Source organism: Arcobacter sp. F155, assembly GCF_004116455.1.
In the GTDB taxonomy this organism is placed as follows: domain Bacteria; phylum Campylobacterota; class Campylobacteria; order Campylobacterales; family Arcobacteraceae; genus Halarcobacter.
Window position 1 is genome coordinate 45,989 of the sequence record NZ_PDJU01000010.1, and the last position, 24,813, is coordinate 70,801.

At 28.8% G+C, this 24,813-nt stretch carries 32 protein-coding genes; 11 read left to right on the plus strand and 21 right to left on the minus strand.

Annotation, left to right across the window (positions count from 1 at the left end):
• Positions 1-20 precede the first annotated feature (20 nt).
• Genes CRV03_RS10860 through dctP form a run of 4 tightly spaced genes read right to left on the minus strand, consistent with a single transcriptional unit; the run spans position 21 to position 3,853 of the window.
• Complete coding sequence (locus CRV03_RS10860) at positions 21-461, minus strand: universal stress protein (RefSeq protein ID WP_129085161.1); 441 nt, start codon at positions 459-461, stop codon at positions 21-23.
• Between the two features lie 20 nt (positions 462-481).
• Positions 482-2,191 carry a TRAP transporter large permease gene (locus CRV03_RS10865; protein ID WP_258239068.1) on the minus strand — a complete coding sequence of 570 codons (1,710 nt, stop codon included), beginning with the start codon at positions 2,189-2,191 and terminating at the stop codon, positions 482-484.
• 9 nt (positions 2,192-2,200) lie between these two features.
• On the minus strand, positions 2,201-2,794 hold the full coding sequence (locus CRV03_RS10870; RefSeq protein WP_129085162.1) for a TRAP transporter small permease: 594 nt from the start codon (positions 2,792-2,794) through the stop codon (positions 2,201-2,203).
• Between the two features lie 45 nt (positions 2,795-2,839).
• Positions 2,840-3,853: a TRAP transporter substrate-binding protein DctP gene (gene dctP, locus CRV03_RS10875; protein WP_129085163.1), complete on the minus strand. Its 1,014-nt coding sequence runs from the start codon at positions 3,851-3,853 to the stop codon at positions 2,840-2,842.
• A 146-nt stretch (positions 3,854-3,999) separates the two neighbouring features.
• Here dctP and CRV03_RS10880 point away from each other — a divergent pair, with 146 nt between their 5' ends.
• Positions 4,000-5,250, plus strand: a complete 1,251-nt coding sequence (locus CRV03_RS10880) for an MFS transporter (RefSeq protein WP_129085164.1) — start codon at positions 4,000-4,002, stop codon at positions 5,248-5,250.
• Positions 5,251-5,264: 14 nt separating this feature from the next.
• Here the strand turns inward: CRV03_RS10880 and CRV03_RS10885 are convergent, their stop codons facing one another.
• The 3 genes from CRV03_RS10885 to CRV03_RS10895 all read right to left on the minus strand — a co-directional run bounded on the left by CRV03_RS10885 (position 5,265) and on the right by CRV03_RS10895 (position 6,883).
• Positions 5,265-5,894, minus strand: coding sequence for an NAD(P)H-dependent oxidoreductase (locus CRV03_RS10885; RefSeq protein WP_129085165.1), 630 nt, complete (start codon positions 5,892-5,894; stop codon positions 5,265-5,267).
• Positions 5,895-5,904: 10 nt separating this feature from the next.
• The gene (locus CRV03_RS10890) at positions 5,905-6,201 is read right to left on the minus strand and encodes a putative quinol monooxygenase (RefSeq protein WP_129085166.1); all 297 of its coding nucleotides are present in this window, start codon (positions 6,199-6,201) and stop codon (positions 5,905-5,907) included.
• A gap of 97 nt (positions 6,202-6,298) precedes the next feature.
• The gene (locus tag CRV03_RS10895; protein ID WP_129085167.1) at positions 6,299-6,883 is read right to left on the minus strand and encodes an NAD(P)H-dependent oxidoreductase; all 585 of its coding nucleotides are present in this window, start codon (positions 6,881-6,883) and stop codon (positions 6,299-6,301) included.
• Positions 6,884-7,011: 128 nt separating this feature from the next.
• On the opposite strand from CRV03_RS10895, the gene CRV03_RS10900 reads away from it, so the two are divergent.
• The 3 genes from CRV03_RS10900 to CRV03_RS10910 all read left to right on the plus strand — a co-directional run bounded on the left by CRV03_RS10900 (position 7,012) and on the right by CRV03_RS10910 (position 9,111).
• Positions 7,012-7,389 (plus strand): helix-turn-helix domain-containing protein, encoded by a 378-nt coding sequence (locus CRV03_RS10900; RefSeq protein WP_129085168.1) that lies wholly within the window; start codon positions 7,012-7,014, stop codon positions 7,387-7,389.
• A complete protein-coding gene (locus CRV03_RS10905) occupies positions 7,390-8,289 on the plus strand; it encodes an AEC family transporter (protein ID WP_129085169.1) in 900 nt (299 codons plus the stop codon).
• Between the two features lie 93 nt (positions 8,290-8,382).
• Entirely contained in the window at positions 8,383-9,111 is a 729-nt protein-coding gene (locus tag CRV03_RS10910; RefSeq protein WP_129085170.1) for a DsbC family protein, read from the plus strand.
• Positions 9,112-9,200: 89 nt separating this feature from the next.
• Here CRV03_RS10910 and CRV03_RS10915 read toward each other — a convergent pair whose 3' ends face one another.
• From CRV03_RS10915 to CRV03_RS10930, 4 genes are all read right to left on the minus strand, one after another.
• On the minus strand, positions 9,201-9,872 hold the full coding sequence (locus tag CRV03_RS10915; RefSeq protein ID WP_129085171.1) for a DUF1826 domain-containing protein: 672 nt from the start codon (positions 9,870-9,872) through the stop codon (positions 9,201-9,203).
• A 20-nt stretch (positions 9,873-9,892) separates the two neighbouring features.
• Positions 9,893-10,165 (minus strand): DNA repair protein Rad50, encoded by a 273-nt coding sequence (locus tag CRV03_RS10920; protein WP_129085172.1) that lies wholly within the window; start codon positions 10,163-10,165, stop codon positions 9,893-9,895.
• Positions 10,166-10,417: 252 nt separating this feature from the next.
• On the minus strand, positions 10,418-10,981 hold the full coding sequence (locus CRV03_RS10925) for a GNAT family acetyltransferase (protein WP_129085173.1): 564 nt from the start codon (positions 10,979-10,981) through the stop codon (positions 10,418-10,420).
• A 72-nt stretch (positions 10,982-11,053) separates the two neighbouring features.
• Positions 11,054-11,686: a hypothetical protein gene (locus tag CRV03_RS10930; protein WP_129085174.1), complete on the minus strand. Its 633-nt coding sequence runs from the start codon at positions 11,684-11,686 to the stop codon at positions 11,054-11,056.
• Positions 11,687-11,807: 121 nt separating this feature from the next.
• Here CRV03_RS10930 and CRV03_RS10935 point away from each other — a divergent pair, with 121 nt between their 5' ends.
• Positions 11,808-12,227: a DoxX family protein gene (locus CRV03_RS10935; protein WP_129085175.1), complete on the plus strand. Its 420-nt coding sequence runs from the start codon at positions 11,808-11,810 to the stop codon at positions 12,225-12,227.
• Positions 12,228-12,251: 24 nt separating this feature from the next.
• Here the strand turns inward: CRV03_RS10935 and CRV03_RS10940 are convergent, their stop codons facing one another.
• Genes CRV03_RS10940 through CRV03_RS10955 form a run of 4 tightly spaced genes read right to left on the minus strand, consistent with a single transcriptional unit; the run spans position 12,252 to position 15,211 of the window.
• Positions 12,252-12,842: a transglutaminase family protein gene (locus CRV03_RS10940; RefSeq protein WP_129085176.1), complete on the minus strand. Its 591-nt coding sequence runs from the start codon at positions 12,840-12,842 to the stop codon at positions 12,252-12,254.
• A gap of 16 nt (positions 12,843-12,858) precedes the next feature.
• Positions 12,859-13,332 (minus strand): pyridoxamine 5'-phosphate oxidase family protein, encoded by a 474-nt coding sequence (locus tag CRV03_RS10945; RefSeq protein ID WP_129085177.1) that lies wholly within the window; start codon positions 13,330-13,332, stop codon positions 12,859-12,861.
• Positions 13,322-14,503: an acetylornithine/succinylornithine family transaminase gene (locus CRV03_RS10950; protein WP_129085178.1), complete on the minus strand. Its 1,182-nt coding sequence runs from the start codon at positions 14,501-14,503 to the stop codon at positions 13,322-13,324. The genes CRV03_RS10945 and CRV03_RS10950 overlap by 11 nt, the downstream gene beginning before the upstream one ends.
• 9 nt (positions 14,504-14,512) lie before the next feature.
• Positions 14,513-15,211 (minus strand): MOSC domain-containing protein, encoded by a 699-nt coding sequence (locus tag CRV03_RS10955; RefSeq protein WP_129085179.1) that lies wholly within the window; start codon positions 15,209-15,211, stop codon positions 14,513-14,515.
• Between the two features lie 93 nt (positions 15,212-15,304).
• Here CRV03_RS10955 and CRV03_RS10960 point away from each other — a divergent pair, with 93 nt between their 5' ends.
• A complete protein-coding gene (locus tag CRV03_RS10960; protein WP_129085180.1) occupies positions 15,305-16,684 on the plus strand; it encodes a PLP-dependent aminotransferase family protein in 1,380 nt (459 codons plus the stop codon).
• Between the two features lie 12 nt (positions 16,685-16,696).
• On the plus strand, positions 16,697-17,485 hold the full coding sequence (locus CRV03_RS10965; protein ID WP_129085181.1) for an ABC transporter ATP-binding protein: 789 nt from the start codon (positions 16,697-16,699) through the stop codon (positions 17,483-17,485).
• Positions 17,486-17,499: 14 nt separating this feature from the next.
• On the opposite strand, the gene CRV03_RS10970 is transcribed toward CRV03_RS10965, so the two are convergent.
• Entirely contained in the window at positions 17,500-18,384 is an 885-nt protein-coding gene (locus tag CRV03_RS10970; protein ID WP_129085182.1) for a DMT family transporter, read from the minus strand.
• 110 nt (positions 18,385-18,494) lie between these two features.
• Here CRV03_RS10970 and CRV03_RS10975 point away from each other — a divergent pair, with 110 nt between their 5' ends.
• The 4 genes from CRV03_RS10975 (at position 18,495) to CRV03_RS10990 (ending at position 21,754) form a co-directional block, all read left to right on the plus strand.
• Positions 18,495-19,100: a Crp/Fnr family transcriptional regulator gene (locus CRV03_RS10975; protein ID WP_129085183.1), complete on the plus strand. Its 606-nt coding sequence runs from the start codon at positions 18,495-18,497 to the stop codon at positions 19,098-19,100.
• On the plus strand, positions 19,097-19,906 hold the full coding sequence (locus CRV03_RS10980) for an AraC family transcriptional regulator (RefSeq protein WP_129085184.1): 810 nt from the start codon (positions 19,097-19,099) through the stop codon (positions 19,904-19,906). The genes CRV03_RS10975 and CRV03_RS10980 overlap by 4 nt, the downstream gene beginning before the upstream one ends.
• A gap of 71 nt (positions 19,907-19,977) precedes the next feature.
• The gene (locus CRV03_RS10985) at positions 19,978-21,324 is read left to right on the plus strand and encodes an SLC13 family permease (RefSeq protein ID WP_129085185.1); all 1,347 of its coding nucleotides are present in this window, start codon (positions 19,978-19,980) and stop codon (positions 21,322-21,324) included.
• Positions 21,325-21,412: 88 nt separating this feature from the next.
• A complete protein-coding gene (locus CRV03_RS10990) occupies positions 21,413-21,754 on the plus strand; it encodes a YnfA family protein (RefSeq protein WP_129085186.1) in 342 nt (113 codons plus the stop codon).
• Positions 21,755-21,780: 26 nt separating this feature from the next.
• Here CRV03_RS10990 and CRV03_RS10995 read toward each other — a convergent pair whose 3' ends face one another.
• From CRV03_RS10995 to CRV03_RS11015, 5 genes are all read right to left on the minus strand, one after another.
• On the minus strand, positions 21,781-22,131 hold the full coding sequence (locus CRV03_RS10995; RefSeq protein ID WP_129085187.1) for a zinc ribbon domain-containing protein YjdM: 351 nt from the start codon (positions 22,129-22,131) through the stop codon (positions 21,781-21,783).
• Between the two features lie 66 nt (positions 22,132-22,197).
• Positions 22,198-23,001 (minus strand): aldo/keto reductase, encoded by an 804-nt coding sequence (locus CRV03_RS11000; protein ID WP_258239069.1) that lies wholly within the window; start codon positions 22,999-23,001, stop codon positions 22,198-22,200.
• An 11-nt stretch (positions 23,002-23,012) separates the two neighbouring features.
• The gene (locus tag CRV03_RS11005; protein ID WP_129085189.1) at positions 23,013-23,705 is read right to left on the minus strand and encodes an aspartate/glutamate racemase family protein; all 693 of its coding nucleotides are present in this window, start codon (positions 23,703-23,705) and stop codon (positions 23,013-23,015) included.
• A gap of 8 nt (positions 23,706-23,713) precedes the next feature.
• Positions 23,714-24,160 carry a GyrI-like domain-containing protein gene (locus tag CRV03_RS11010; protein WP_129085190.1) on the minus strand — a complete coding sequence of 149 codons (447 nt, stop codon included), beginning with the start codon at positions 24,158-24,160 and terminating at the stop codon, positions 23,714-23,716.
• Positions 24,161-24,264: 104 nt separating this feature from the next.
• Positions 24,265-24,789, minus strand: coding sequence for a YbhB/YbcL family Raf kinase inhibitor-like protein (locus CRV03_RS11015; RefSeq protein WP_129085191.1), 525 nt, complete (start codon positions 24,787-24,789; stop codon positions 24,265-24,267).
• Between the last annotated feature and the right edge of the window lie 24 nt (positions 24,790-24,813).

Genomic DNA, 24,813 nt, shown 5'->3' on the forward strand with positions numbered 1-24,813 from the left:
AAAATATTGATATTTCTAAATTATACAACCATCACTGGACATTTGGCTAATCCTGTAACCTTATGGGAAACACCACCTAGTAAATATCCTGATAATTCCCCTTGTCCTTTTGAACCAATTATAATCAAATCAATATCATTCTCTTTTCTAAATTTTAAAATCTCTTTTGCTGCAGAACCCATTTTAACAAAGGCTCTAACCTTTGTTATTCCTTTTTCTTTTAGTATCTCTTTTCCCTGTGATACTATCTCTTTAGAAGACTCCCTTAACACATCTTCTAAATTTCCTTTATCAATACTACTATTTAGTGAAGCAAAAGAACCTTCTAGAAAACTATACTTTTTAAAAACAGATAGTAAGAAGATTTCAGCATCATATGTTTTTGCAATATTACTTGCAAAATCCAAAGCCTCTAAAGACTTATCAGAACCATCCAAGGGAACTAGTATTTTTGTAAACATTTTTTATTCCTTACTTTTTATTATCTAAAGGCTATATCTCTTAAGAACAATGCAATTTGTGGGAAGAAAATCAATGCCACTGATACACTTAAAAGAATGAAGATAAAAGGAGGTGTTCCTTTAATAACTTCAAGATATGGTCTTTTAAATACTGCAATTGCTGTAAAAATATCACACCCAAATGGTGGAGTTGCAGAACCAATTGCAACTTGTAATGTAATAATAGTTCCAACTAATACTGGGTCAAGACCAACTGCATTTACAACTGGTGCAAAAATTGGTACTAAAACTAAAATAACAACAATTGGGTCAACAAACATACAACCTACAAAGAAAGCTATTGAAATAACAGCTAAAACTCCATATGGCCCCATCTCACTAATTCCAATTGAGCTTAATATCTCTTGTGGCACTTGTGCATAAGATAAAATCCAAGCAAATCCAGCACCAGCTCCTACTAAAATAAATACAACTGCTGTTACTAAACCTGTTGATTTAGCTGTTGAATAGAAGTCTTTTAGTTTCATTGTTCTAAAAACTATTCCTTCTAGGAAGATTGCATAAGCAACACTAACAGCAGCAGCTTCTGTTGGACTAAAAATTCCACCAAAAATACCACCTACAATAATAGCAGGGAAACCTAAAGGCCAAAGTGCTTTATATAAAGCTGTAAATCGCTCTTTCCATGAAGCCTTTGGTTCAGTCGGAATATTATGTCTATATGCATAAATAATACTATAAATTGAAAATAGTGCTAAGATTAAAAGTCCAGGACCAATACCTGCTATAAATAGTTCAGGAATAGAAGTTTTTGCAACAATTCCATAAATAATCATCCCAATACTTGGAGGTATTAAAAATGCAATATCACTTGAATTTACAATAAGAGCTAAAATAAATGAGTCTTTATAACCACCTTTTTTTAGCCTTGGTCTAAGTGGAGAACCAACTGCTACAACTGTTGCTTGAGTTGAACCAGAAACTGCACCAAACATAGTACAAGCTCCTGCTGTACTTATTGCAAGTCCACCTTTTATATGTCTTACAAATGCCATTACAAGGTCGATTAATTTTTCAGCAGAGTGTCCTCTTGTCATAATATCAGCAGAAAGTATAAACATTGGTACTGCAATTAACGCAGCTGGTCTAATACCTGCCATCATCTGCTGTACCATAAATTGCATTTTTGAAAAATCAGAATCAAAAAGCAAAAATATTCCAAAAGTTGTCCCAGCAATTAATGGAATCTTCATAGGGAAACCTAAAAGAAGTAATACAACCATCAATATAAAAATAGAAGTTGCAATATTGCTTTTTAAAAACTCATATAAACTAAAACTAGTATCTTTGATTTCACTTGAAGTAACTGTGCTTAAAATGTCTCCATAATCATCAACCATTGTTGCTTCAATAGAGATTTTACCATCAGCTAAAGAAGAGATATCTGCATCTACAATTTCCCACATACCTCTTTTATCAGTTTCAGCCTCTATCAATAAACTCTCTGAGTCTTCATCTCTAAAAACTACTTCTACAACTCTCCACTTATGACTATCAAAATCTTCTGCTTCTGAATATCCATATACAGTAGTAAAAAACTTATCTTCTTTCTTTAAAGTTTGAATTTCTTCTATTGCCATAGTTACAGTATCTTGTGCAAAACTATTTGAAATAAGACTAAATAAAATAAAAACTAAAAGCAATAATTTTTTTAATATATTTGTTTTCATGATACAGCCTTATACTTCAATATTTGTTTCTTTATAGCCATCTTGAACCTTTGTTGAAAGAAACACATCTTTTTCTCTAAGGTTTTTAATAACTGTAAAACTATATTGTAAACCTGTAACAGCAAAACCAATAGGAACCCATAGATATATATAAAACACTGGTATTCCTAAAGCAGGAAGTATCCTTCCACTCTCATAAACTTCAACAATATAACTATAAGAATAGTATGTTAGTACAAACATAAAAAAAGCTGTAACTGAGGAAATAAATATTATTAGTAGTTTTCGAAGAGGTTTAGATAAAGCATCATAAATAGCAGACATTCTAATATGTCTTGCATTTCTTGCTGCATAACTAAGTCCCGCAAAAGTAACGACAATGATAAATATCATATTTAATTCATCAGTAACAGTTAAAGCATCATTGAAAATAAATCTTGTAACAACAGAAGTAATTGTTACAACAGCCATAGAAACAACACCTATAGCTAACATAAACTCTTCAAAACGGCTAAGCATTAAATCTAAAAAATCAATTCCTTTTAGAAATGGATTTTTGTTATTTGAGTTTTCAGGCAAATCCTCGCTTTTCTCATCATTCATCTCTTCCCCTTTATTAACACCTAGCAAAAGCTAGATGTTTTCATATTACTTTGTATTTTTTTCAGCTTGAGCTAAATCTCTTTTGATTTGATCCATAATCTTTTTGTTAGATGCACTTTTTGAAGCAAAAGAGTCTTGAACTTTTTGTGCTGCTTTTTTAAATACAGCTCTCTCTTCTTCTGTTAACATATTGATTTTGTAATTAGGATTTGTCTTTACAATTCTTCCAATACCAATTGCATCAAGTTTTTGAGCCTCTTCAAGAATAACTTTTTGAGCATGTTTAGCTGCTTCTTGAACTAATCTTTTATCTCTTTTTCCTAATCCATCAAAAAAGTTTTTATTTGCACTTACTGATGCATTAAAGTGTCCATGACCAGTATAAGTAAGTACTTTAGTTAACTCATCTAATCCATATGCTTCAATCCATACTGTTGGGTTTTCTTGTCCATCTACCATTCCAGTTTTAAGAGCACCAACTAAGTCACCCCAAGTCATTGGTTGAGGAGAAGCTCCAAATGCTTCATAAGTTTCTACTAAAATAGGAGAACCTGGCATTACTCTCATTTTTTTACCCTTTAAATCAGCAGGGCTTCTAAACTCTTCCATAGTTGTAACTGCCATTTCACCTTCTGGGAAAATAGCTAAAAGTTCTAATCCATGCTTATTAAAGATTTTTGGAAGCATTTCATTTACTACTTTAGAGTTTTTAAAGAAGTAATCAAGTTGTTTTGTGTCTGTTGGAAGAACATACGGTACTGTGAAAACATCCATTTGAGGAATTGTTCCACCCATATATCCAGTTGATTGACCAATAAAGTGTAATAATCCAGCTTTTGCTTGCTCCATCATATCTGCTTCTTCACCTAATGAACCAACCTTATAAAGCTCAATCTTGTGTCTTGAGTTTTCCTCTACAAAATCTTTAAATGCTGTTGCATAGATTCCTTGTGGATCACTTACACCTTCTCCAAAAGCATATTTCCAAGTGGCTGCACTCATACTTGTAGCTGCAAGCATACCCGCTAAAACCAATCCTTTGAATTTTGTTAATTTCATTTTATCCCCTTGTATGTTAAAATTACACAACAAGTATGACAAAATTTTACTTATGTTACACAATTAATTTGCTTATTAATTGTTCAATTTAATATATATTTACTTTCAACATAAGCCCTAACAATAATACATTTATTTCACTTTTTATGTTTTTTGGATGCTTAATATTTTCTTTCTATTTACATAGATATGTTTCTGCTTATTATCAAATTAATTGTGCTAAAATTACATTCTCTCTTAAAATCTACAAAAAGGTTATTACTATTAAAAAGACAGCTATTATTACATTACTATTTTTATCAATGACAACTATGATGTCAAATGTTGCTATTGTAACTGCACTACCTAGATTCCAAGACTATTTTAGTGAAATACAAAATATTGAGTTTTATTCAAGACTAATGCTTACTTTACCATCTGTTATAATTGCCCTATTCTCACCATTTTTAGGGCATCTTATTTTTAAATTTGGAAAAAAGAAATCAGCAATTACAGCTTTAACTATTTTTGCGTTAACAGGAAGTGCTGGTCTATATTTAGAAACAGTTGAGATGTTTTTACTTTCAAGAGCCCTATTTGGAATAGCAATTGCAACACTTATGATTGTATCCACATCCTTAGTTGGTGACTATTTCCAAGGAGAAGCTAGACATAAGTTTATGGGTTATCAAAGTGCATTTATGTCTATAGGTGGAGTTGTATTTGTTGTAGGTGGAGGTTTTTTATCTGATATAGATTGGAGACTTCCCTTTGGAATATATTTAATTGGTTTTTTACTTCTTCCTATGGTTATATATTTTTTAGTTGAAAAACAACAAGAGGAATTGAAACAAGATGACGTAACTGTTGTACCTACAAATCTTATTGGAGTTTATTTCTTAGGCTTTTTTTATATGACTATTTTCTTTATTTTGCCTACTCAACTTCCATTTTTAATGATAAATGAATTTCATGCAAGCGGAAAACTAACTGGTTCTATAATTGGTGTTGCTTTTTTAGCAAATGGAGTTGGAGCTATGTACTTTTCAAAGTTTAAAAAGAAATATAGTTTCTCTACTATTTATTTAATAGCTTTAACTATATGTGCTGTAGGATTAACTGCTATCTCATTTGTATACAATGTTTATTTCTTCTTTTTAACAGGTATCTTACTTGGATTTGGTGGAGGAGTTATGATGACTAATATCTCTGCTTGGATGTTAAGTAAAACTACTTTTGAGAAAAGAGTTAAAGCTTCTGGTTATCTGACAAGTTCAGTTTTCTTAGGACAATTTGCTTCACCTATACTATTTTATCCAGTAGTAAAAAGTCTAGGAATTCATGATTTCTTTTTAGCTGTAGGAGTTTTTTTATTTGTAATTGTTTTAATTGGAAGTTTATATAAAAAGCTAGCTTAATTGCTAGCCTTTATTTATTTGATATATTCTACAATATCTTCTAGTTTTTCTCTTTGTTGAGTTGATTGTTCATTAATTCTATATCCAAATGGTAAAACTAATGATAATTGATATTTTGTTGTATCTAATTCTAAAATCTTTTCAACATTCTCTTTTTCAAAACCTTCAATAGGACAAGAATCAATTCCTCTTACCGCTGCTGCTGTCATCATATTTGAAGCTGCAATATATGTTTGTTTTGAAGTCCAAGCATAGATATTTTCATCAGTTGAAAGAGTTTCTTTTAAATGATCTGCATAAAGATTTAAATAAAAATCTAATTTTTCTTGAGGCATCTCTCTTCTTCCAAACTTTCTTCTTGGCACACCAGACTCTGGTTTTACATTTTCAATAGCTGCAAGAACAATTACAAGGTGAGAACAAGTTGTTACTTGTGGCTGATTCCAACATACCTCTTTTATTTTTTCTCTTAAGTCATCATTTGTAATAACTAAAAATTTCCAAGGTTCCATACCAAAAGAAGAACAAGATTTTCTACCTGTTTCTAAAATATATGTTAAATCCTCATCACTAATCTTTTTTGTTTCATCAAAAATCTTACAAGCATGTCTAAAATCCATAGCTTCCATAAAAGTTTTTTCCATCTTTAAATCCTTATATATCTAGTTTTTTTAATTTATCTATATTTAAACTTTCAAGTTTATCTTCTAAAGCATTTACAAATGAGATAAAATGTTCTTTTTTCTCATGATTTGATAAAGCCTCTTGATTCTCCCATGTTTCAACAAAAGTAAATGAGTACTTATCTTCTGTATCTTGGTGTAAATCATATTGAATACAACCATCATCAAACTTGTGTGTATTTGAATGAAGTTTAACCAACTCTTGATAAACTTCATCTAAAAACTCTTCTTTTACTTTTAGTTTTGCTACAACAATAATATTTTTCATTTTTAACCTTTTAAATAATTTTCAAAATTTTATAAAAAATCTAGTAATTCCAAAATAGAGAGGAAAAACTAAATATTTCATGTTTCACTAAGTGAAACTATTTAGCCAAAAAATTATTCTCTAAAATATTTGTAAACTTAGATAACTCTGCATCTAAATCTAAATCACCCTTGAAAATATCATGCACTGCATAACTTTCAAGTGGAGTCATTCCACAAAATTGGAAAATCTTATGAACAGCAATATGAGCTTCATCTAAAGATAATCCATCAAAGAAACCTTTTTCATTATCAAATTCAGAAACTGGACAGTTATAAGTTAAAGATAACATATACTTACCATTTAATAATCCACCACTTCCATAAGTTTTTGAAGCATCTTCTCTACTTCTTCCATCACTTGAGTAATGAACTCCTTGAGTTAAAACTTCATCAAAATATTTTTTTGCAATCCAAGGCATACTCATCCAATATACTGGATATTGGAAAATCACATAATCTGCCCAAACTAACTTTTCTGCCTCTTCTTTGATATCATAACCCTTTTCAATATGAGTAGTCTTTACAGTAAAACCTTTTTCTTCTAAAAGTTTTGTAGCTGTATTGATATAAGTAGCAGTAAGCTCCCCTTTTGCAACTACATCATAATGTTGGTGTCCATTTATAATCAAAACATTTTTCATTGAAAATCCTTGTTTAATTTTGAAAATTATATACCTTATAAACTTAATTTTACCTTACTTTACTTTAGGTAAGTAATGGAGTTTAATAATGCTTATGTTATAATAGTCACAATATTGAAAGGATTTAAATGTATTATATTAATGATAAAGAGTTTAGATGCTCTATCAACGTAACTCTTGATATTTTTAATGATAGATGGAAACTATCAATTATTTGGCATTTACTAGAAAGTGACAAAAGATTTAAAGACTTACATGAAGAGATTTCAGATATAACTCAAAAAACTTTAACAGTAAAATTAAAAGAGTTAGAAGAAAAAAATATTATAAATAGAGAGGTTTTCCCAGAAGTTCCTCCAAAGGTTGTTTACTCTTTAACTGATGCAGGTAAAAGATTAAAACCTGTATTACATGAGATGTTTGACTGGGGTGTAGAATACGTAAATGAATACGGAAAAATCACTGAAGAAAACATGTGTCATACAGAATTAAATAGAAAAAAATAGATGGAAAACTTTGCATTAATTGCTATCGCGATTATAGTAGGTTATGCTCTTCAAAAGTTTAAAATCTTCCCTGAAGAGACTTCAATAATTTTAAATAAATATATAATCTATATTTCATTACCTGCTATTATTTTATTACAAGTTCCAAAGCTAACATTCTCATTTGATGTTCTTATTCCAACAATTATTGCTTGGCTTGTAATGGCAATTTCTGCTGTTATTGTTTTAATTTTTTCTAAAATATTCTCTTGGTCAAAAGAAATAACTGGAAGTTTACTTCTTGTATCAATCCTTACAAATAGTTCTATTATGGGTATTCCTATTATTGAGTTATATTTAGGAGAAGAGGCATTACCTTATGTTTTAATCTATGACCAACTTGGTACTTTTTTAGCCCTTGCTGCTTATGGTACTTTTATTACAGCATACTACAGTACAAGTGGAAATATCAAACCTAGAGTTATCATTCAAAAAATACTAACTTTCCCCTCTTTTATAGCTTTAGTTATAGCCTTACTTCTTTTAGGTCAAACTTTTCCACCAATAATTACTGATGTTTTAACAAAGTTTGCAAATACTTTAGTTCCTGTTGCACTTGTTGCAGTTGGTTTACAACTACAATTTAAACTGCCAAAAGATGATTTACTTCCTCTTAGCATAGGTCTTTTAATAAAACTAATTCTAGCTCCACTTATTGCTTTTGGAATATGTATTACTTTTGATTGGTATAATCTTGCAGGTAAAACTTCTATCTTTGAAGCTGGTATGGCTCCAATGATTACAGCAGGAGCAGTTGCTTCTATGGCAAACCTTGCACCAAGACTTAGTACTGCAATTGTTGGATATGGAATTATTTTCTCATTTATAACAACTTATATTTTATCTTTGATTATTTTGTAACTATAAGTAAAAATTATCAAAAAAACAAAAAACTACATATAAACTAAACATTAATATTGTATTATCATTAAAATTTTTTATATAGGAAATTAAATGATAAAAACAGCTAGAAATATTTTATTAGCACTTTCATTAACTACAGGATTAAGTGCAGCAGATAAACTATCGCAAAAAGATTTAAAAGAGATTCAAGCTTTACCATTAATAAATATGGCACAAGTTGAAGTTAAAGGTGGAACTGACTTTGGAAGCTTATATGGACTAAGTGTAAAAGTAAAAGGAAGAATGGACACAATCTTTTTAACAAAAGATAAAAAATACTTACTTCCAGGTGATGCTATTAGTACTCAAAATGGACAACAACTACAATTACCAGTAGATATTTCATCAACTATTGGAAAAGAAGCATTTACTTATGGAACTGGAAGTGATGAGTATATTCTTTTTACTGACCCAGAGTGTCCATATTGTAAGAAGTTTGAATCATACTTTTCTCAAATAGAGGATAAAGTTAAAATTAGAGTATTCTTCTTCCCATTATCTTTCCATGAAAATGCAAGAGATATCTCACTTTATATTATGAGTCAAGACTCTTATAAAGCAAAAGCAAATGCAATGATTAACACAACAAAAGATACTGAAGAGTTTAAAAATAGAAAAATCGACTCTACTAAACTTGCAAAATTAGAGAAATCTTTAGATGAGCAAATGAATATTGCAAAAGAACTTGGAATAACTGGAACACCTTCTTTATTTGATAAAGATGGAAATAGAATAATCTGGGCACAAATGCTACAAGATTATGGAGTTACTGTAAAGTAAAAAATTGAAGAGATGATAAGGATGGAGTTTTAGCTCCCCTTATCAAACAATTTACTAAAGCTGTATTACAAGCAAACCTTAAATCTCATCTAAAAATCTAAAGTTAATATCAAACGCTTTTCATTGGCTATTAATTCTGGCGAACGATGGACTAAACCTGCATTTTCATTACCATCCCAAAGTGTACCTTTAATCAATGCAACATCACCACAAGCTAGTTGTTGAATATTACTTTCACTTTGATAAAGGCCAGATTCACTGTCAGGCAAGCCATTACAACCCCACCCTAGTTTTGTTTGATCAACAACCTCATGTGGCAACCATTCTGTGGCTGTGCCTTGATAGGTTGTCACAAGACGGCAAGGTACTTTGTCCACATGAAATTTAGGGCACATAGCTTTATCTAAAACTTTCAAACGCACACCTGCTTCTTTAAGTTCAAACAAATAACAAAACATATCCACAAGCTCAGCTATATCTTCGCTAACTTCAGTCATTTTGTTATCAAAAAATTCATTAACACGTGAAAGTGCATCTTGTGGCGTTAAAGTCATTTCCTTTTGAAATGTAGGATTCAACTCTAAAAAATCTTTTACCGAAGACTTCAAACTATTTGGTCTTTCACGCTGCCAAATGGCTATATTTATTTTTTCTTGATAGATATCACTCAAAACCGTTGGCTGTTTACCATGAGCCATATGTAGAGATATTTTTTCTGCTTGAGCCCATTCACTAGCAATATTGAAACTTTTTTTAGTCATCGTCAATTTCCCTTTAGTATTTATTGATGTTCATCTTCATGTTCATCAAGCATATTTCTAATCTTTTTATACATATCTTTTGCATCTTTATTTGATAGTTTTTTCTCTTCAATCAATTTTAAAACTTGATTTAATTCTTCAATAAAAAACTCAACATCTTTTTTTGCTTCCACAATCTCTTCTTTATCATTTCCATTTTGTATTTCTTCATTTAATTCATCTAAAAAAGCTTTTGATTCTGGTAGCATCACATTAAATATTATACTTTCTAATTCTACTTCTATATTTTTCACTTATTTCCTTATTTTTACTTATTCCACATAAGCAAATTTAATTGCGTAATCATAAATCTTTTTTTGCAACCTAGTTGCAATTTTGGATTTTATCTGATATTTTTTAAGTGCAACTTAGTTGCATAAATTATTTTCTTCTAAATGTTTTATTTAAGCTTTAAACTTGGAGTAAATTACAATGGTTATGTAGTAGGATTTGGTATATTAATGGGGGAAAAGGTGTTTTAATTTGAACTATAGAAGAGTCTTCTTCTATAGCTTTACTTCCTTTGAAGTATCATATACTAACTCATAGTATTGATTATTATTAAACTCAAACTCTTGAATTACTTCTAAACCTAACTTTCTAGTATGAGCTTCATAAGACCTTGGATTTATTTTATTTATAAACGTTACTAAAATAGGAAATCTTTTTGCCATATGTACTCTTGCATACTCAAAAATTCTTTCTAGTACTTGTTTTCCTCTTACAGTTTTATCTATACATACAGGTCCATATTGATATGAGTTTTCTACACTTAATGTTTGACTTAAATAGTTTAGTTTTGGTAACTCTTCAATCATAAATTTAAACATAGGCCAAGAAGACCAAAACTGCCAAGAAGCACACATCACATAAGCTACAACTTTATCATCAAGCTTTGCAATAAAGAGACCTTGTTCTTTTTCAATCAAACTTGTAAGTTGTTCTTTTGTAAATGGTGTTGTAACAAAACCATCTTTTTTGTCTTCTTCTTTAATAGAGTCAACTTGATATTTATAATGTAATTCTAAAACATCATCTATATCACTTAGTTCTGCAACTTTTAATAACATATTATCTTCTCCTTTTTGGATTTGAGACTAGTTTAACTAAAAAAGTAAATTAGCACAATCCAGAAATTGCTTTTATTCAACTTCACAAATATCAATTGCAAGTCGTAAAAAAGCAGTTAAACAAATATTCTCTTCGGATAAGTTTTTAGGTACATTTTTTTTAATCTCATCCAAGGCTTTTTTAAAACCTTTATAAAACTCAAAACTAGGTTTTGGTTTATATTTTAAATCTTTTAGTTCTAAATAGTTTATTATATTTTTTGCCGTTGTAGGTTTTATAAAATACTCTTTTTTTCTATTCATATAATATGGCACTAATGACACTAAAGTCCATTTTGCAAGACTATATTCACTAAGTATTTCTACAAAAGAGTCATAGCCATCTTTTTTATTACCATGCAATAAATCATATAAAGCAATACTAAACATATCTTTTTGGTACATTCCCATATCTTTTATTGCATCTTTTAATTTCATCTTGTCATAAAAAGAGACTACTACAGACTTTGAAACTATTTTTATAAAATTTTCACAGACTATTTCTGGTTGAGAGAAGTTATCTTTATGAAAATACTGTTTTGAAAGCTCTTCTAGTTTTGAAGGATTAAATTTTTTCATAAGTTTTAAAAGTCTTTCATCCTCAAAAGCCTTTGGGTACTCTTCATAAAACTCTGCTTCTAAATCTTTTAATTTTTCTATATTCATATATTTTCCATAATATTTTTATTTACATAAACTTTGATTACTAAAGCTTTTGATACAATTGCGACATTATAAATTCTATCAAATAATTTATAAAATATTTGATTTTCTAGGAGAAAATAGTATGAGGACGTTAGAAAACTTTTTAGCTAGAGTTTTAAGTGATGATATGGGGAAACTAGTACTAAGATTAACTCTTGGTATTTTAATGCTTTTCCATGGAATAAGCAAACTTGAAAAAGGAATTGATGGTATTAAGTTTTTAGTTACAAAAAATGGCTTACCTGAATTTTTAGCTTATGGTGTTTACCTTGGAGAATTAATAGTTCCAATTTTATTAATCATTGGACTTTATACAAGAATTAGTAGTTTTATATATGCAACAACAATGGCATTTGCTATCTATTTAGCTCATGCTTCATATATTTTAGGAACAAGTGCAAAAACAGGTGCTCTTTTAATTGAAACTCCACTTTTATTTATGTTAGGAGCTGTTGCTTTAATGTTCTTAGGTGCTGGAAAAATCAGCGTAGACAAAAGATAATCCATATTAAAGTACCATTTAAAACTAAATGGTACTTTTAAAATCTGGCATATTGTTAATCATCTGATTATAACTACTATTTGCTTTCAATGCTTTAATAACTATATCTAATGGGTTTGAATAATAAACTCCTAAATCAAACTCATTTTCATTTAATTCAAAGGCTAACTTCTCTTTTGGAGGAATAAATTGTGCATCTACTTCTTTTTTATTTCCCCTTGCATCTATTTTTAACCAACCAAACTTTTCTAAATAAACAGCATTTAATCCATGTAAAGAGAATAGATTTTCTTTATACTCTTCACATGAAAGTCTTTGATAACAAAAAGCTGTAGGAATACTATTTGCTCTTAATAGTGCAGCAAGTAAGTGAGCCTTTGCAAAACACCAACCAGTTTTTGCTTCTAAAACTTCACTAGCCTTACAAGTTACCTTATCAATTTTATAATCACCACTATGCTTAATCTCATCTCTTACATACTCAAAACAGTTTTTTACTATCTCTTCTTTTGAAGAAGTATTAAATGATAACTCTTGAGCTAAAGCCTTGATACTTTTATTTGTAAAATCTATTATCTCACTCTCTTCTAAATAACTTTTTTTATTAATAATCATCTTCTTACCTAATATTTTATTTATAATATCTTCCAACATAATCAAGAATGTCTATTTTTATTACAGCAGTTCCTTTGACCATTTTTTCAGGTAATTCCTTTCCTGTTAAGTGTGGAGTAAACTTTTCTACAATCTTTAATAAAGCAGTATGTTTTTCATCAAATTCTTTTACTAAACTTGCTGTTCCTCTAAGAATAATACTATTAAACTCAGTATTAACATCACAAGGGTTTTCAACTCCTTCGTAAAGTAAAGAAAGCATTTCATCTATTTCAAAACAAACATTGGAATTAAATTTTATATTATCAATTTTCTTTCCTTTTGGTAGACCATGCATATATATTTTACTATCAAAATGTACAAAATGCATAGGTAAAACATAAGGATAACCATCTTCACTATATGTTCCTAATCGTCCAACATGTGAACGAGTAAACAAATCATCTATTTGTTCCTCTGTTAGTAAATGTGTTTTAGTTCTATTTCTCATCTTCATCCTTTTTTTTATTAATTGCTTTTTGAAGTTTTGAAAACCCCTCTTTTATCTCCTTTTTTGAGATATTTAATGAAGGTAAAAAACGAACAATATCTTTTCCTGACTTTAAAACTAAAAGCTTTTCATCTAAACATTTTTCAATTAAAACTGCTAGATTTTTTTCATCTTTTAGTTTTAATCCTAACATCAAACCTAAACCACTTTTAGACACAAACAACTCTTTATTTTCCTTAAAACATTTATCTAAATATTTTTGAAAATAGTAAACTCTTTTTTCTAGTTTTTTAGTTTTTTCTTCCTCTTCTAATACATTTAATACTTCTAAAGCAACACTTGTAGATAAAGGATTTCCACCAAAAGTTGAACCATGATCTCCTAAAGTAAAAACATCTTCTATCCAACTCATCATAAGACCAATTGGCAAACCACCTGCTAAACCTTTTGCTAAAGTTATTACATCAGGTTTTATTTCATAATAGTTTGAAGCTAAGAATTTTCCAGTCCTATATACACCACTTTGAACCTCATCAATTACTAGCAGTATCTTTTTTTCTTTCAACTCTTTTGCTAGTTTTTGTATCTGCTTTTTATCAAAGGCATTAATACCACCCTCACCTTGAATAAGTTCAAGCATTACAGCAACTGTATTTTTATCTATTTTATTTTTTATATCTTCAATATCTTTTGCATAAATAAACTCATCAGAAAAAGGACCAAAACCTTTTTGTTTATCTTCTTGTGCTGTTGCTTTTAAAGTAGTTAAAGTTCTTCCATGAAAAGAGTTATTTATAGTTATGATTTTATGGTTTTTAATCTTCTTTAAATAAGCATACTTTCTTACAAACTTTATAGCTGCTTCATTTGCTTCTGCTCCACTATTACAAAAGAAGCATTTCATATTTTTATAATTACTTAACTTTACTACTTTTTTTGCACATTCTTCTTGAGCTTTTATTGGATATATGTTTGATAAGTGTATTAGCTCTTTTGATTGTTTGTTTATTGCTTTTATCAAATTCTTATTTCCATGACCTAAACTATTTACACCAATACCAGAAGTGAAATCTATATACTCACTATTATACTTATCATATAATTTGGCACCTTTTCCTTTTTCAAACTCTATATCTATTTGCTTATATACAGGGAATAAATATTTACTCATCTTTAAACCTTAGCTATGATAAACTTCAAACTGCTTATCTTTTTCTTTTACTTGAAGTCTTTTATTTAATGAGTTTTGAAAAGCTTTTCCTAGATATTTAGACTCAACTGCTTTTTTTGCTAAATCTATATCTATACTTGGATTTACAATAAGTTTATTTAGTACACTAATAGTTAAGCTCTCTTCTACTCTTTGTTTAAACTCAAACTTATCATGCTTAGTTATTACACCCTCTTTTATAACCTTTGCATACCATCCCGTTAGACCACTATTGAAAATAAATTTTGTCATCTCTTTTTTATTTGTGTTTGCACTTAGTTTCCAACAAGGTTGTCTAGGTTGTGTTATTTGTATAATACTTTCACCTATTTTATAAATATCACCTATGCAAATCTCTTCTTCACTTATATTTGATAAAACTATATTTTCACCAAAATGAGATACCTCATCTATCTTATAGTTTGTATTACACTGTTTATTTATCTTTTCATAAGTAGAACTTGCAAATAAAAACAGAGCTTTATTCTCTCCACCATGATGTTTTAAATCTGCTTGTTCATCTTCTAGGAAACCTGTTTTTGTTAAATATGCTTTTTCTACTGGATACTTCTTAATTGCTGATACTAGCTCTTTTCTTTTTTGGTTTTCTAGTTTTGATGTAGTTACCTTACCTACTTTTACAAAAAGTACTTCTGCACTATTTTGCATCTAATAATCCTTTAATAAGTTTTTCAAAAGTATAATATCAACAAATTGTACTTTTTAAAAGATACAAAATTATATTTTTTGACAAGGTCAGTTATGTATAAACTAGAAAAGTCATCTTTACCTTTATATATACAACTATATACACAAATAAAAGAAGATATTGTAAATAACACACTAAAAGCCAATACTAAACTTCCTTCTATACGAAAGATGTCAAGTGATTATAAAATCAGTAAAACAACAGTTGAGTCTGCTTATAGTCAGTTGTATGCAGAAGGTTATATAGAAAGTCATCCTCAAAGTGGTTATTTTGTTAGTAAAGATATAGTTCAAAATTTTACTAGTACTACTGAGATAAAAGGTACTAAAGAAAAAGAAAAACAATACAAGTATAACTTTTATCAAGCAAGACATAGTGAAGATATCTTTCCTAAAAAGCTCTGGTCAAAAATATATAATAAGGCTTTGTCTTCTATAAACTTTGGTTCTTACCCAAATAAACAAGGAGACTTAGGTCTTAGAAAGGAACTTGCCTCTTATCTTGCGAAATCAAGAGCTGTAATATGTGATGAAGAACAAATTATTATTTGTAGTGGTTTTTCTGACTCTATGTTTATTATTTCTAATATACTTAAAAAGTTCACTTCTTCTATTGCTATTGAGTACCCAGGGTATAAAGTTGTTCAAGAAGTTTTCTCTTTACAAAACTATGAGATTAAAAATATTCCTATTTTAAAAAATGGTATAGATATAGAGACACTTAAAAAAAGTAAAGATAAACTTCTTTATGTAACCCCTTCTCATCAATACCCTACAGGTAAAACTATTCCTATTTCAAATAGAATTGAGCTTATTAACTGGGCTTGTGAAAACGATAGTTATATTATAGAAGATGACTATGATAGTGAGTTAAGTTATAACAATAGACCAATACCCTCTTTACAAGGAATAAATGATAACCAAAGAGTTATTTACTCTGGAACATTTTCTAAAGCTTTATCCCCTGCTATTAGAGTAAGTTATATAGTTTTACCTAAAAAGCTAGTAGCTATTTATAAAGATATTTTTCATTTCTCTTTTTCTGGTGTTCCTTTAGATATGCAAAAGAGTTTAGAACTATTTATAAAAGAAGGTTACTGGGATAAACATATAAGAAAAATGAGAACTCTAAATAAGAAAAAACATGACCTTATGAAAAAGGCTATAAAAGAGTATTTAAAAAATAGTGTTGAGATTATAAGAGAAGGAAGTGGTTTAGCTATTTTAATAAAAGCAAAAGTAGAAATTGATTGGGAGAAGTTAGATATATTTTTAGAAGAAAACTCTATTAAAATATATTCAACTACTTGTGATACAAACCTAAATGACAACACTTTATACCTAGGATTTGGTTGCTTTAAAGAAGATGAGATTTCAATTGCTGTAGAATCATTTGCAAAACAATGGTTTAAAGCTATTAAAAAAACTAAGTAAAAGGATCTTTTCATGAATATTATAGATTTTGAAAATATTAATGTAGGCTATGATGAGAAGATTGTACTAAAAGATATCACGTTAAAAATAAAAGAGAAAGAGCACTGGGCTATTTTAGGTGCAAATGGTTCAGGTAAATCTACTCTTATGAAACTTATACAATCTGAGATTCATCCAAGAAGAACTTCAAAGTTTAAAAAAGAGATTTTAGGTAAGTCTACTTATTCTGTTTTTGAACTAAGAAAAAGTCTAGGTATTATCACAAATGATTTACATAACTACTTTGCAAGAGAAGGAAGTTTTCTTACAGGATATAAAGTTGTATTAAGTGGGCATTATAGTTCTATAGGAGTTTATACTTTCCAAGACTTCTCACAAGAGCAATTAAATAAAGCAAAAGAAGTTATGAACTTTCTTGAAATAGAACATTTAAAAGATAAAAAAGTAAATGAGATGTCAACAGGAGAACTTAGAAAGTGTATTGTAGCACGAGCCTTAATTCATAGTCCAAAAGCATTTATTCTTGATGAACCAACAGTTGGCTTAGATATAAAAGCACAAATAAACTTTATAAAAATGCTTAAAAAACTTTCAAAAGAAGCAAGTATTATCTTAGTAACTCACCATTTAGAAGAGATATTTGAAGAAATAGATAATATCGCACTAATTCATAATAATACAATCTACAAACAAGGCAAAAAAGAAGAGTTACTTACAAGCAAAAACTTATCTTCTATCTTTGATACAGAAATTCATGTTAATGAAAAAAACAATAGATACTTTATAGAAGAGATTTTATAATCTCCTCTATACTTTTAGCTTCTACTACGTAACAAAACAAAAGTAGCAAATGATGAAATCAAAATCCCTACTATCATCCAAATATTTATAAACTTAAATTCAAATACTAGTAAAAGAAGTGCAATAGCTGCTGGGTTTAAATACACATAAGACATAACTTTCTTAGGACCTAAATGAATAGTTCCCTTTTGATAAAGATATGAAGTTACTAAAGTAGCAGCTATACTTAGATAAGCCATAGATAAAAACTGCGAGCTATTTATCTTATTCCACTCTAAAGGAATATCAAAAGCTATCAAAGCAATACTCATCCAAATACTTCCACCCACAAGAGTTAGAAATACTAATACCACTAACTTATCATCTTCTTTATGAAAATACTTTGCACATACTGAGTATAAAGCCATACATACAATAGAAGCAATAAACAAAATATCCCCTTGATTTAAAGCTAGAGATAAAAACATTTGTAAACTACCTTTGAATACTACAATACAAGTTCCAAGTATCCCTAAAAAGTAAACTAAGTACTGCTTTGAAGGAATTTTTTGTTTAAATACAAAAATAGAGAATATAGCTGTAAGTAAAGGTACAAGTGTAAATAGCGTTCCAGTGTTAAGTGCTGTTGTATACTCTAAAGATTTAAATAGTCCAATAAAGTATAAAGAGTAAAAAAAGCTAATAATCATAGCTCTTTTAAAAGTAAAAGTTATTAGTCTTCTAAACTCTTTATTTAATAAAACAATTGGAGCTAAAATAACAGATGCAATCACAAATCTAAGAAGTGTAATTGAGATAGGGTCAATTATTCCAGATAACTTTTGAGAAACGATAAATGAACCAGCTACTAAAAATGTAGCAAATAAAATAATAAGATGAGAGTTTAACTCTTTTGACATATTCTTCCTTTTTTTGTAGAAGATTATTAAAATAATTTCTTTTTGTCATTTACATATGTTGATTTTTTAATAAATATATACTATTCTTTGCAAAAAATATATGAGATATTATGAATATAGATAAAAATGAAATTTTTGCTTCATTGAAAAATACTATGGACTCTTATACTAAGATTTCTGAAACTACTTGGAATGACTTTAAAGATATATGCACTATAAAAGAGATTAAAAAAAATGACTATGCCTTTGAACTATATGATAAAATTGATGCTATCTCTTTTGTTTATAAAGGACTATTTAGAACCTTCTCTACAAATGAACATGGAGAAGAGTACACAAAAAACTTCTTTTGGGAGACTAGATTTTATGGTCCTATGGTTGCACTACTTTCAAATACTGAAAATACCTCATCAGTTCAAGCTATTGAAGACTCTATTGTTGTAGATATAAACCATACAAAATATAGAGAGCTTTTAGCAAAGTATGAAGACTTGAAGATGTATCATATTTTATATTTAGAAAAACATTGGATATTACAAAAAGACCATAACACTTATGCACTAGTTTTAGAAGATGCCCAAGTTAGATATGAAAGATTTTTAAAAGAGTTTGAGCATATCTTATCAAGACTATCTCAACACCATATTGCTTCATACTTAGGTATCTCACCTACTCATCTTAGTAGAATAAGAAAATCTCTAAAGAGTAAAAAATGACAAAACACTCTATTATGAAAGAGATAGCTTTCAATGAACACAAACTTATCTTTAAACATATAAATAAAAAACACTCCTTTGCTAAACATATACATGAAGATAACTATATGCTTGGACTTTGTATAGAAGGTAAAGGAGTGTTTTCAATGGACAATAAAGAAAACGAAGTAAAAGAGAAAATGCTTTTTATTGTACCACCTAATACTGTTCATGCTTGTAACTCTTATAATGTTGATGGAAGATGGAGCTTTTTAACTTGTTTCATACCAAAGGAGTTTTTTGAAAGTATTGCTAATAGTATTTGCTCTAAAAGTAACTATACTTTCAAAGAGTATTTCATAAAAGATGAGATGTTATTTGAGTATTTAGAAGAGCTTATAAAAACAACTTTGCACTCTGAGAAACTAATTTCAGAAGAGATAATAAACTTTATATCTTTACTTTGTGAAAAGTATATGACATATAAAGAAAAAATCAAAACAATAGAAAATGAAAAGTTTGAACTACTATTTAAATATCTAAAAGAAGAGAGTTATGACCTAAAAGAGTTAAACTTTTACAAAATGGCTGAGGTCATGAAAATGAATCCTTACTATTTTCATAGAACTTTTTCTAAAACAATTGGTCTTACACCACAAAGTTTTATAAACTTTTTAAGAGTTTCAAAGGCAACCAAACTTTTAAAAGAGCATGAGTCTTTAGCTTCTATTGCACAAGAGTGTGGGTTTTATGATCAAGCACACTTTACAAAAGAGTTTAAAAAATATCATGGAATCACACCAACAAATTTTAAAAATATTTCTTAATTGTTCAAAATATTACAATACAAAGATTTCTATACTTGATAAAATCCTATAAAACAAAAGGATAAACTCTTATGATAAAAAATATTGCTTTTATTTGTATTCCCTTATTTTTATATTTTATTTTAAATAGTTTTATTGGGGAAACAAAAGATTTAATACTAATCACTTTGATTCTTTCTACTATTGCTTATTGGGCAACAAATATAATACCTTTGTATTTTTCATCACTTATATTTTTATTTACTTGTTTGGTATTTGCACTAAGTCCTAAAGAGATAGTCTTTTCTGGTTTCTCCTCTTCTGCTTTTTGGTTAGTTTTTTCTGGTATGTTAATTGCAACTGCTATAAAAAATGTAAACCTAAACAATAGATTCTCTAACTTCTTTTCTATAATCAAGGATATTAGCTATTTAAAACTTCTAATCTATATTTCTATATTCAGTGTGGCATTTAGCTTTTTGATGCCTTCTAGTGTAGTTAGAGTTGTTTTATTAGTACCTTTAGCTATAACTATTGCAAAAGCTTTAGGCTTTGAAGAAAAGGACAAAGGATATATTGGAATACTGCTTACTTTTATACTTTGTACTTCTATTCCAGCCTTTACTGTTTTACCTGCAAATGTTCCAAATATGATATTAGGTGGACTTACAAAAGAGATTTATGATTTTGAGCTTTTATTTTCTCATTATTTATTATCAAACTTCTTTGTTTTGGGTTTTTTAAAAAACATTATAATTGTTGCTTTAATATACCTATTTTTCAAAGATAAGATAAAACATAACAAACTAAAAAAAGAGAATAGCTCTTTTAGTAAAAATGAAAAAATAGTTATGATAACTCTTTCTATCATGCTTCTATTTTGGTTGACTGACTTTATTCATAAAATCTCACCTAGTGTAATAGCTATGATTGGAGTTTTATTTTTAGCATATCCAAGTATAAATATCATAAAAAGCAAAGATATAAATAGTATCAACTTTTCTTCTCTGATTTTTGTAGCTGCTATTATAAGTCTTGGAAGTATTGTTGCAAATAATGAGTTTATAAAAGAGAGTTTACTTAATATCATAAACTTATACACACCATCAGAACATGAGTTATATGACTATATAAAAATCACTACCTTGATGTCTTTAAGTGGGATTATTATCACGCAACCAACTATTCCAGCTATCTTTACTCCAATGGCAGAACACCTAAGTAGTATAAGTAGTTTTTCATTAAATGAAATCTTTATGATGCAAGTTGCTGCTTTTTCTAATGTTTATTTTCCATTTCAAGCTCCACCTTTAGCAGTGGGACTTGCTTTATCTGGAATCAAACAAAAATATATGTTAAAAGTAGTACTTGTGTTAGCTATTATCTCTATTGTGTTTTTATATCCTTTAGAGTTTTATTGGATGAAATTTATAGCGTAACTGTTTTAGTAGCTTTTAAAAGGTTTTTAACTAAAGTTCAATTTAGTAATGATATTCAATACTAATAATAAAATCTTTTGGAGTTACTTTGGGTTTAGAGTTTGCAATATATTTTTTAGCAGCATTTTTTGAAATATTAGGATGTTATAGTTTTTGGATGGTTTTTAAACTTCAAAAATCTTCTTTATGGCTTTTTACAGGTGTTGTCTCTTTAGTTTTTTTTGCCTATTTACTTACAAAAGTAAATTTAGAGTTTGCGGGACGAGCTTATGCTATTTATGGAGGTATTTATATTATCTCTTCTTTGGTTTGGCTATTTTTAGTAGAAAAACAAGCTTTTAATAAATGGGATATTATAGGTTCTTTAGTTGTATTTGCGGGAATTTGTATTATTCTTTTTGGAAATCAAAAAGCTATAAGTAGTATATAAATGAGAGTAATTAAACTCTCATTTTATTAGTTAGATTTTTTAACAAACTCTTGTTTTAGTTTGATTGCTCCAACTCCAGAAATCTTACAGTCGATATTGTGACCGTCATTTCCTTCTACAAGTCTGATACCTTTTACTTTTGTACCAACTTTAATACCAGAAGAGCTTCCTTTTACTTTAAGATCTTTGATAACTGTTACATCATCTCCATCTTGTAAAATCGTACCATTTGCATCTTTTACTACTAGTGTATCTTCATCTTCAGTTTCTACTGCATCTTTTGACCATTCGTGCGCACACTCTGGACAGATTAGTAAACTTCCATCTTCATAAGTATATTCACTATTACACTTAGGACAATTTGGTAATTGCTCCATTTCTTTCCTTTGACTTAATATAATTATAAGCGCATGTTATCATAAGTTTGGTTACATATGGGTTAATTATATATATCGAAGTATTGAGTTTACCTCATCCTCTTCTAAAGAAAAGCTTTTTATATCTAAGTCTTGTTGCATATGAGTTTTAGAAGTAGTTCCATTAAGTGGAGTTATTCCAAGATGATTTAAAAACTTATAAAATATTTGAGGAACTGTTCTTTTATAGTTCTTTGCTAAAGTTTGTATCTCATCAAGCTTTAGTAACTGAGGATTTGCCGTTAGTGACCAAAAACTTTGATACATAATACCTTTTTGTCTTGCAAACTCTCGTATTTCTTTATCGTAAGAAGTTTCAGCATAAAACCTGTTTTGTATCACCTTTGGTTTTACCTTTGCAATATCATAAAGATAGGCAAGTAAATTTATGTCATAACAATTTGAAATACCTATTTGCCCTACTTCACCAGAGATAACAAACTCTTCCATAGTCTTATATACTTTTATTAAATCTTCTAATGGAGCAAAAGGTGAATGAATAAGATAAGAGTCTATAAAATCTACTTTTAGATTTTGTTTTGATTTGTAAAATGATTTTTCAAGTTGAGTCAAAATATCATCACTAGCTTCATATGGCATATTTGTTCTATCTTGCCCTGCTATTGGAGTGAACTTTGTTTGTATAAAAATATCTTCTCTTTTTATACCATTTTTAATAGCATTTTCAAGCCCTATTCCAACTAAGTCTTCTCTGTAGTGTTTTGGTTGACAAGCAGTATCAATAGCTTTGAAACCACACAAAAGTGCTTCTTCTACTAAAGAAGCCGTATTCTCTTTTTTCCATGCTGTTCCATAAATCATATTTGGCATAATCAATCCTTTTAATTAAGGGCTTTATTTACAGCCTCAATTGCATGTATATATGTTGTATCAAATAGTTTTGTTTGAGTATCTTTTTGAGATACTAACATTCCTATTTCTGTACAACCTAAAATAACACCTTGTGCACCTTTATTTTCAAGTGAGTCTATTATTCGTAAGTACTCTTTTTTTGATGATTCTTTTATCTCACCTTTACATAACTCTTCATAAATGATTTCATGAACTATTTTTATATCTTCATCATTGGGAACAATTACTTCAATATCAAAATTATCTTGTATACTATTTTTATAAAAATCTTGTTGCATAGTAAAAGCCGTACCCAAAAGTCCTACTTTTTTAATACCATCTTCTTGAAGTTTTTTTCCAGTAGCATTTGCAATATGTAAAATAGGAATATCAATATTTTCTTGTATAGTAGGAGCTACTTTGTGCATAGTGTTTGTACATATAACTAGAAAGTTGGCACTTGCATTTTGAATATTTCTAGCAGCTTCGCTTAATATCTTTGCAGTTTCATCCCACTTTCCCTCGTGTTGAAGTTTTTCTATCTCACCAAAATCTACACTATAGATGACTACTTTAGCACTATGTAATCCACCAAGTTGTTTTTTAACTTCTTCGTTGATTTGTTTATAGTATAAAGCTGTACTTTCCCAGCTCATTCCACCAAGTAGTCCTATAGTTTTCATCTAATTCCTTATTTTATAGAGATATAAATCTCTATCTCATCTTCTTTTGCATACTTTTCAAAATCATAATTGTATGCTCTTTCATACTCGCAAGCTTCTGATGCAAAGTAATCCCAAACATCTTTCCATGCTTCAATTACTACTTCTGGAAACTCTCCATTTTTTGTAAATACTAAATATTTGTCTTTTTCTATAGTGATAGCATTTTTAGGTTTTGTAACTTCTACAGCAATAGTATAATCATAATCAGAGTTTACATCACTTTCATATTTGTTATAAACTCCATACATAGCCATAGATTTTGCTTTATTGAAAGTTTTACCTTCTATGTTTTCTTCTGCATATTTATCCCATAAGGCTGGAATCTGTGCAGTTTCTTCGTTTAGTTCTTTTTCATTGTTTGTTCTTGTTGTAATACCTGCTACATAAAATTTTTCTAAATATTTTACTTTCATTTGTCTCTTTCTTTTTTATTTATATTTATTATATTATCAAAAGAAAATAAAAGCAATTTGATAAGGTGAGGAAAAGATAAAATACATTGCCAAAAGGCAACGTATTATTTTTTATAGTAAGAGATTAAAGAGGCTTTAGCTAGAGCATGAGTATTTAAATAGTAACCTACAATTGCAGGGTTTGTATTTTTGTCTAAACCTAGTTTATCAGTATCTAAAGCATATACTGTAAAAATATATCTATGTGCTTTATCACCTTTGGGAGGACAAGCTCCACCAAAACCAGTTTTACCATAATTTGTAACACTTTGAATTATCTCTTTATCTTCTTTAGAACCAAAGCCTTTTTCTAAACTAAGTTTATCTTTTGGAATATCAAATACTACCCAATGCCACCAACCAGAACCAGTAGGAGCATCTGGGTCATAAACTGTAACAGCAAAAGATTTTGTTTCTTTTGGAGCATTTTCCCAAGCCAAATCAGGTGAAATATTTTCACCACTACAACCAAAACCGTTAAACTCTTGAGCTTTTGTTAGTTGTCCTTTTAAAGAACTACTTTTTAAAGTGAAGTTTTCTGCAAATAGACTAAGAGCTATAAAAGTTATAGCAAACAATATTTTTCTCATATATTTCCTTTTAGATTTTAAAGA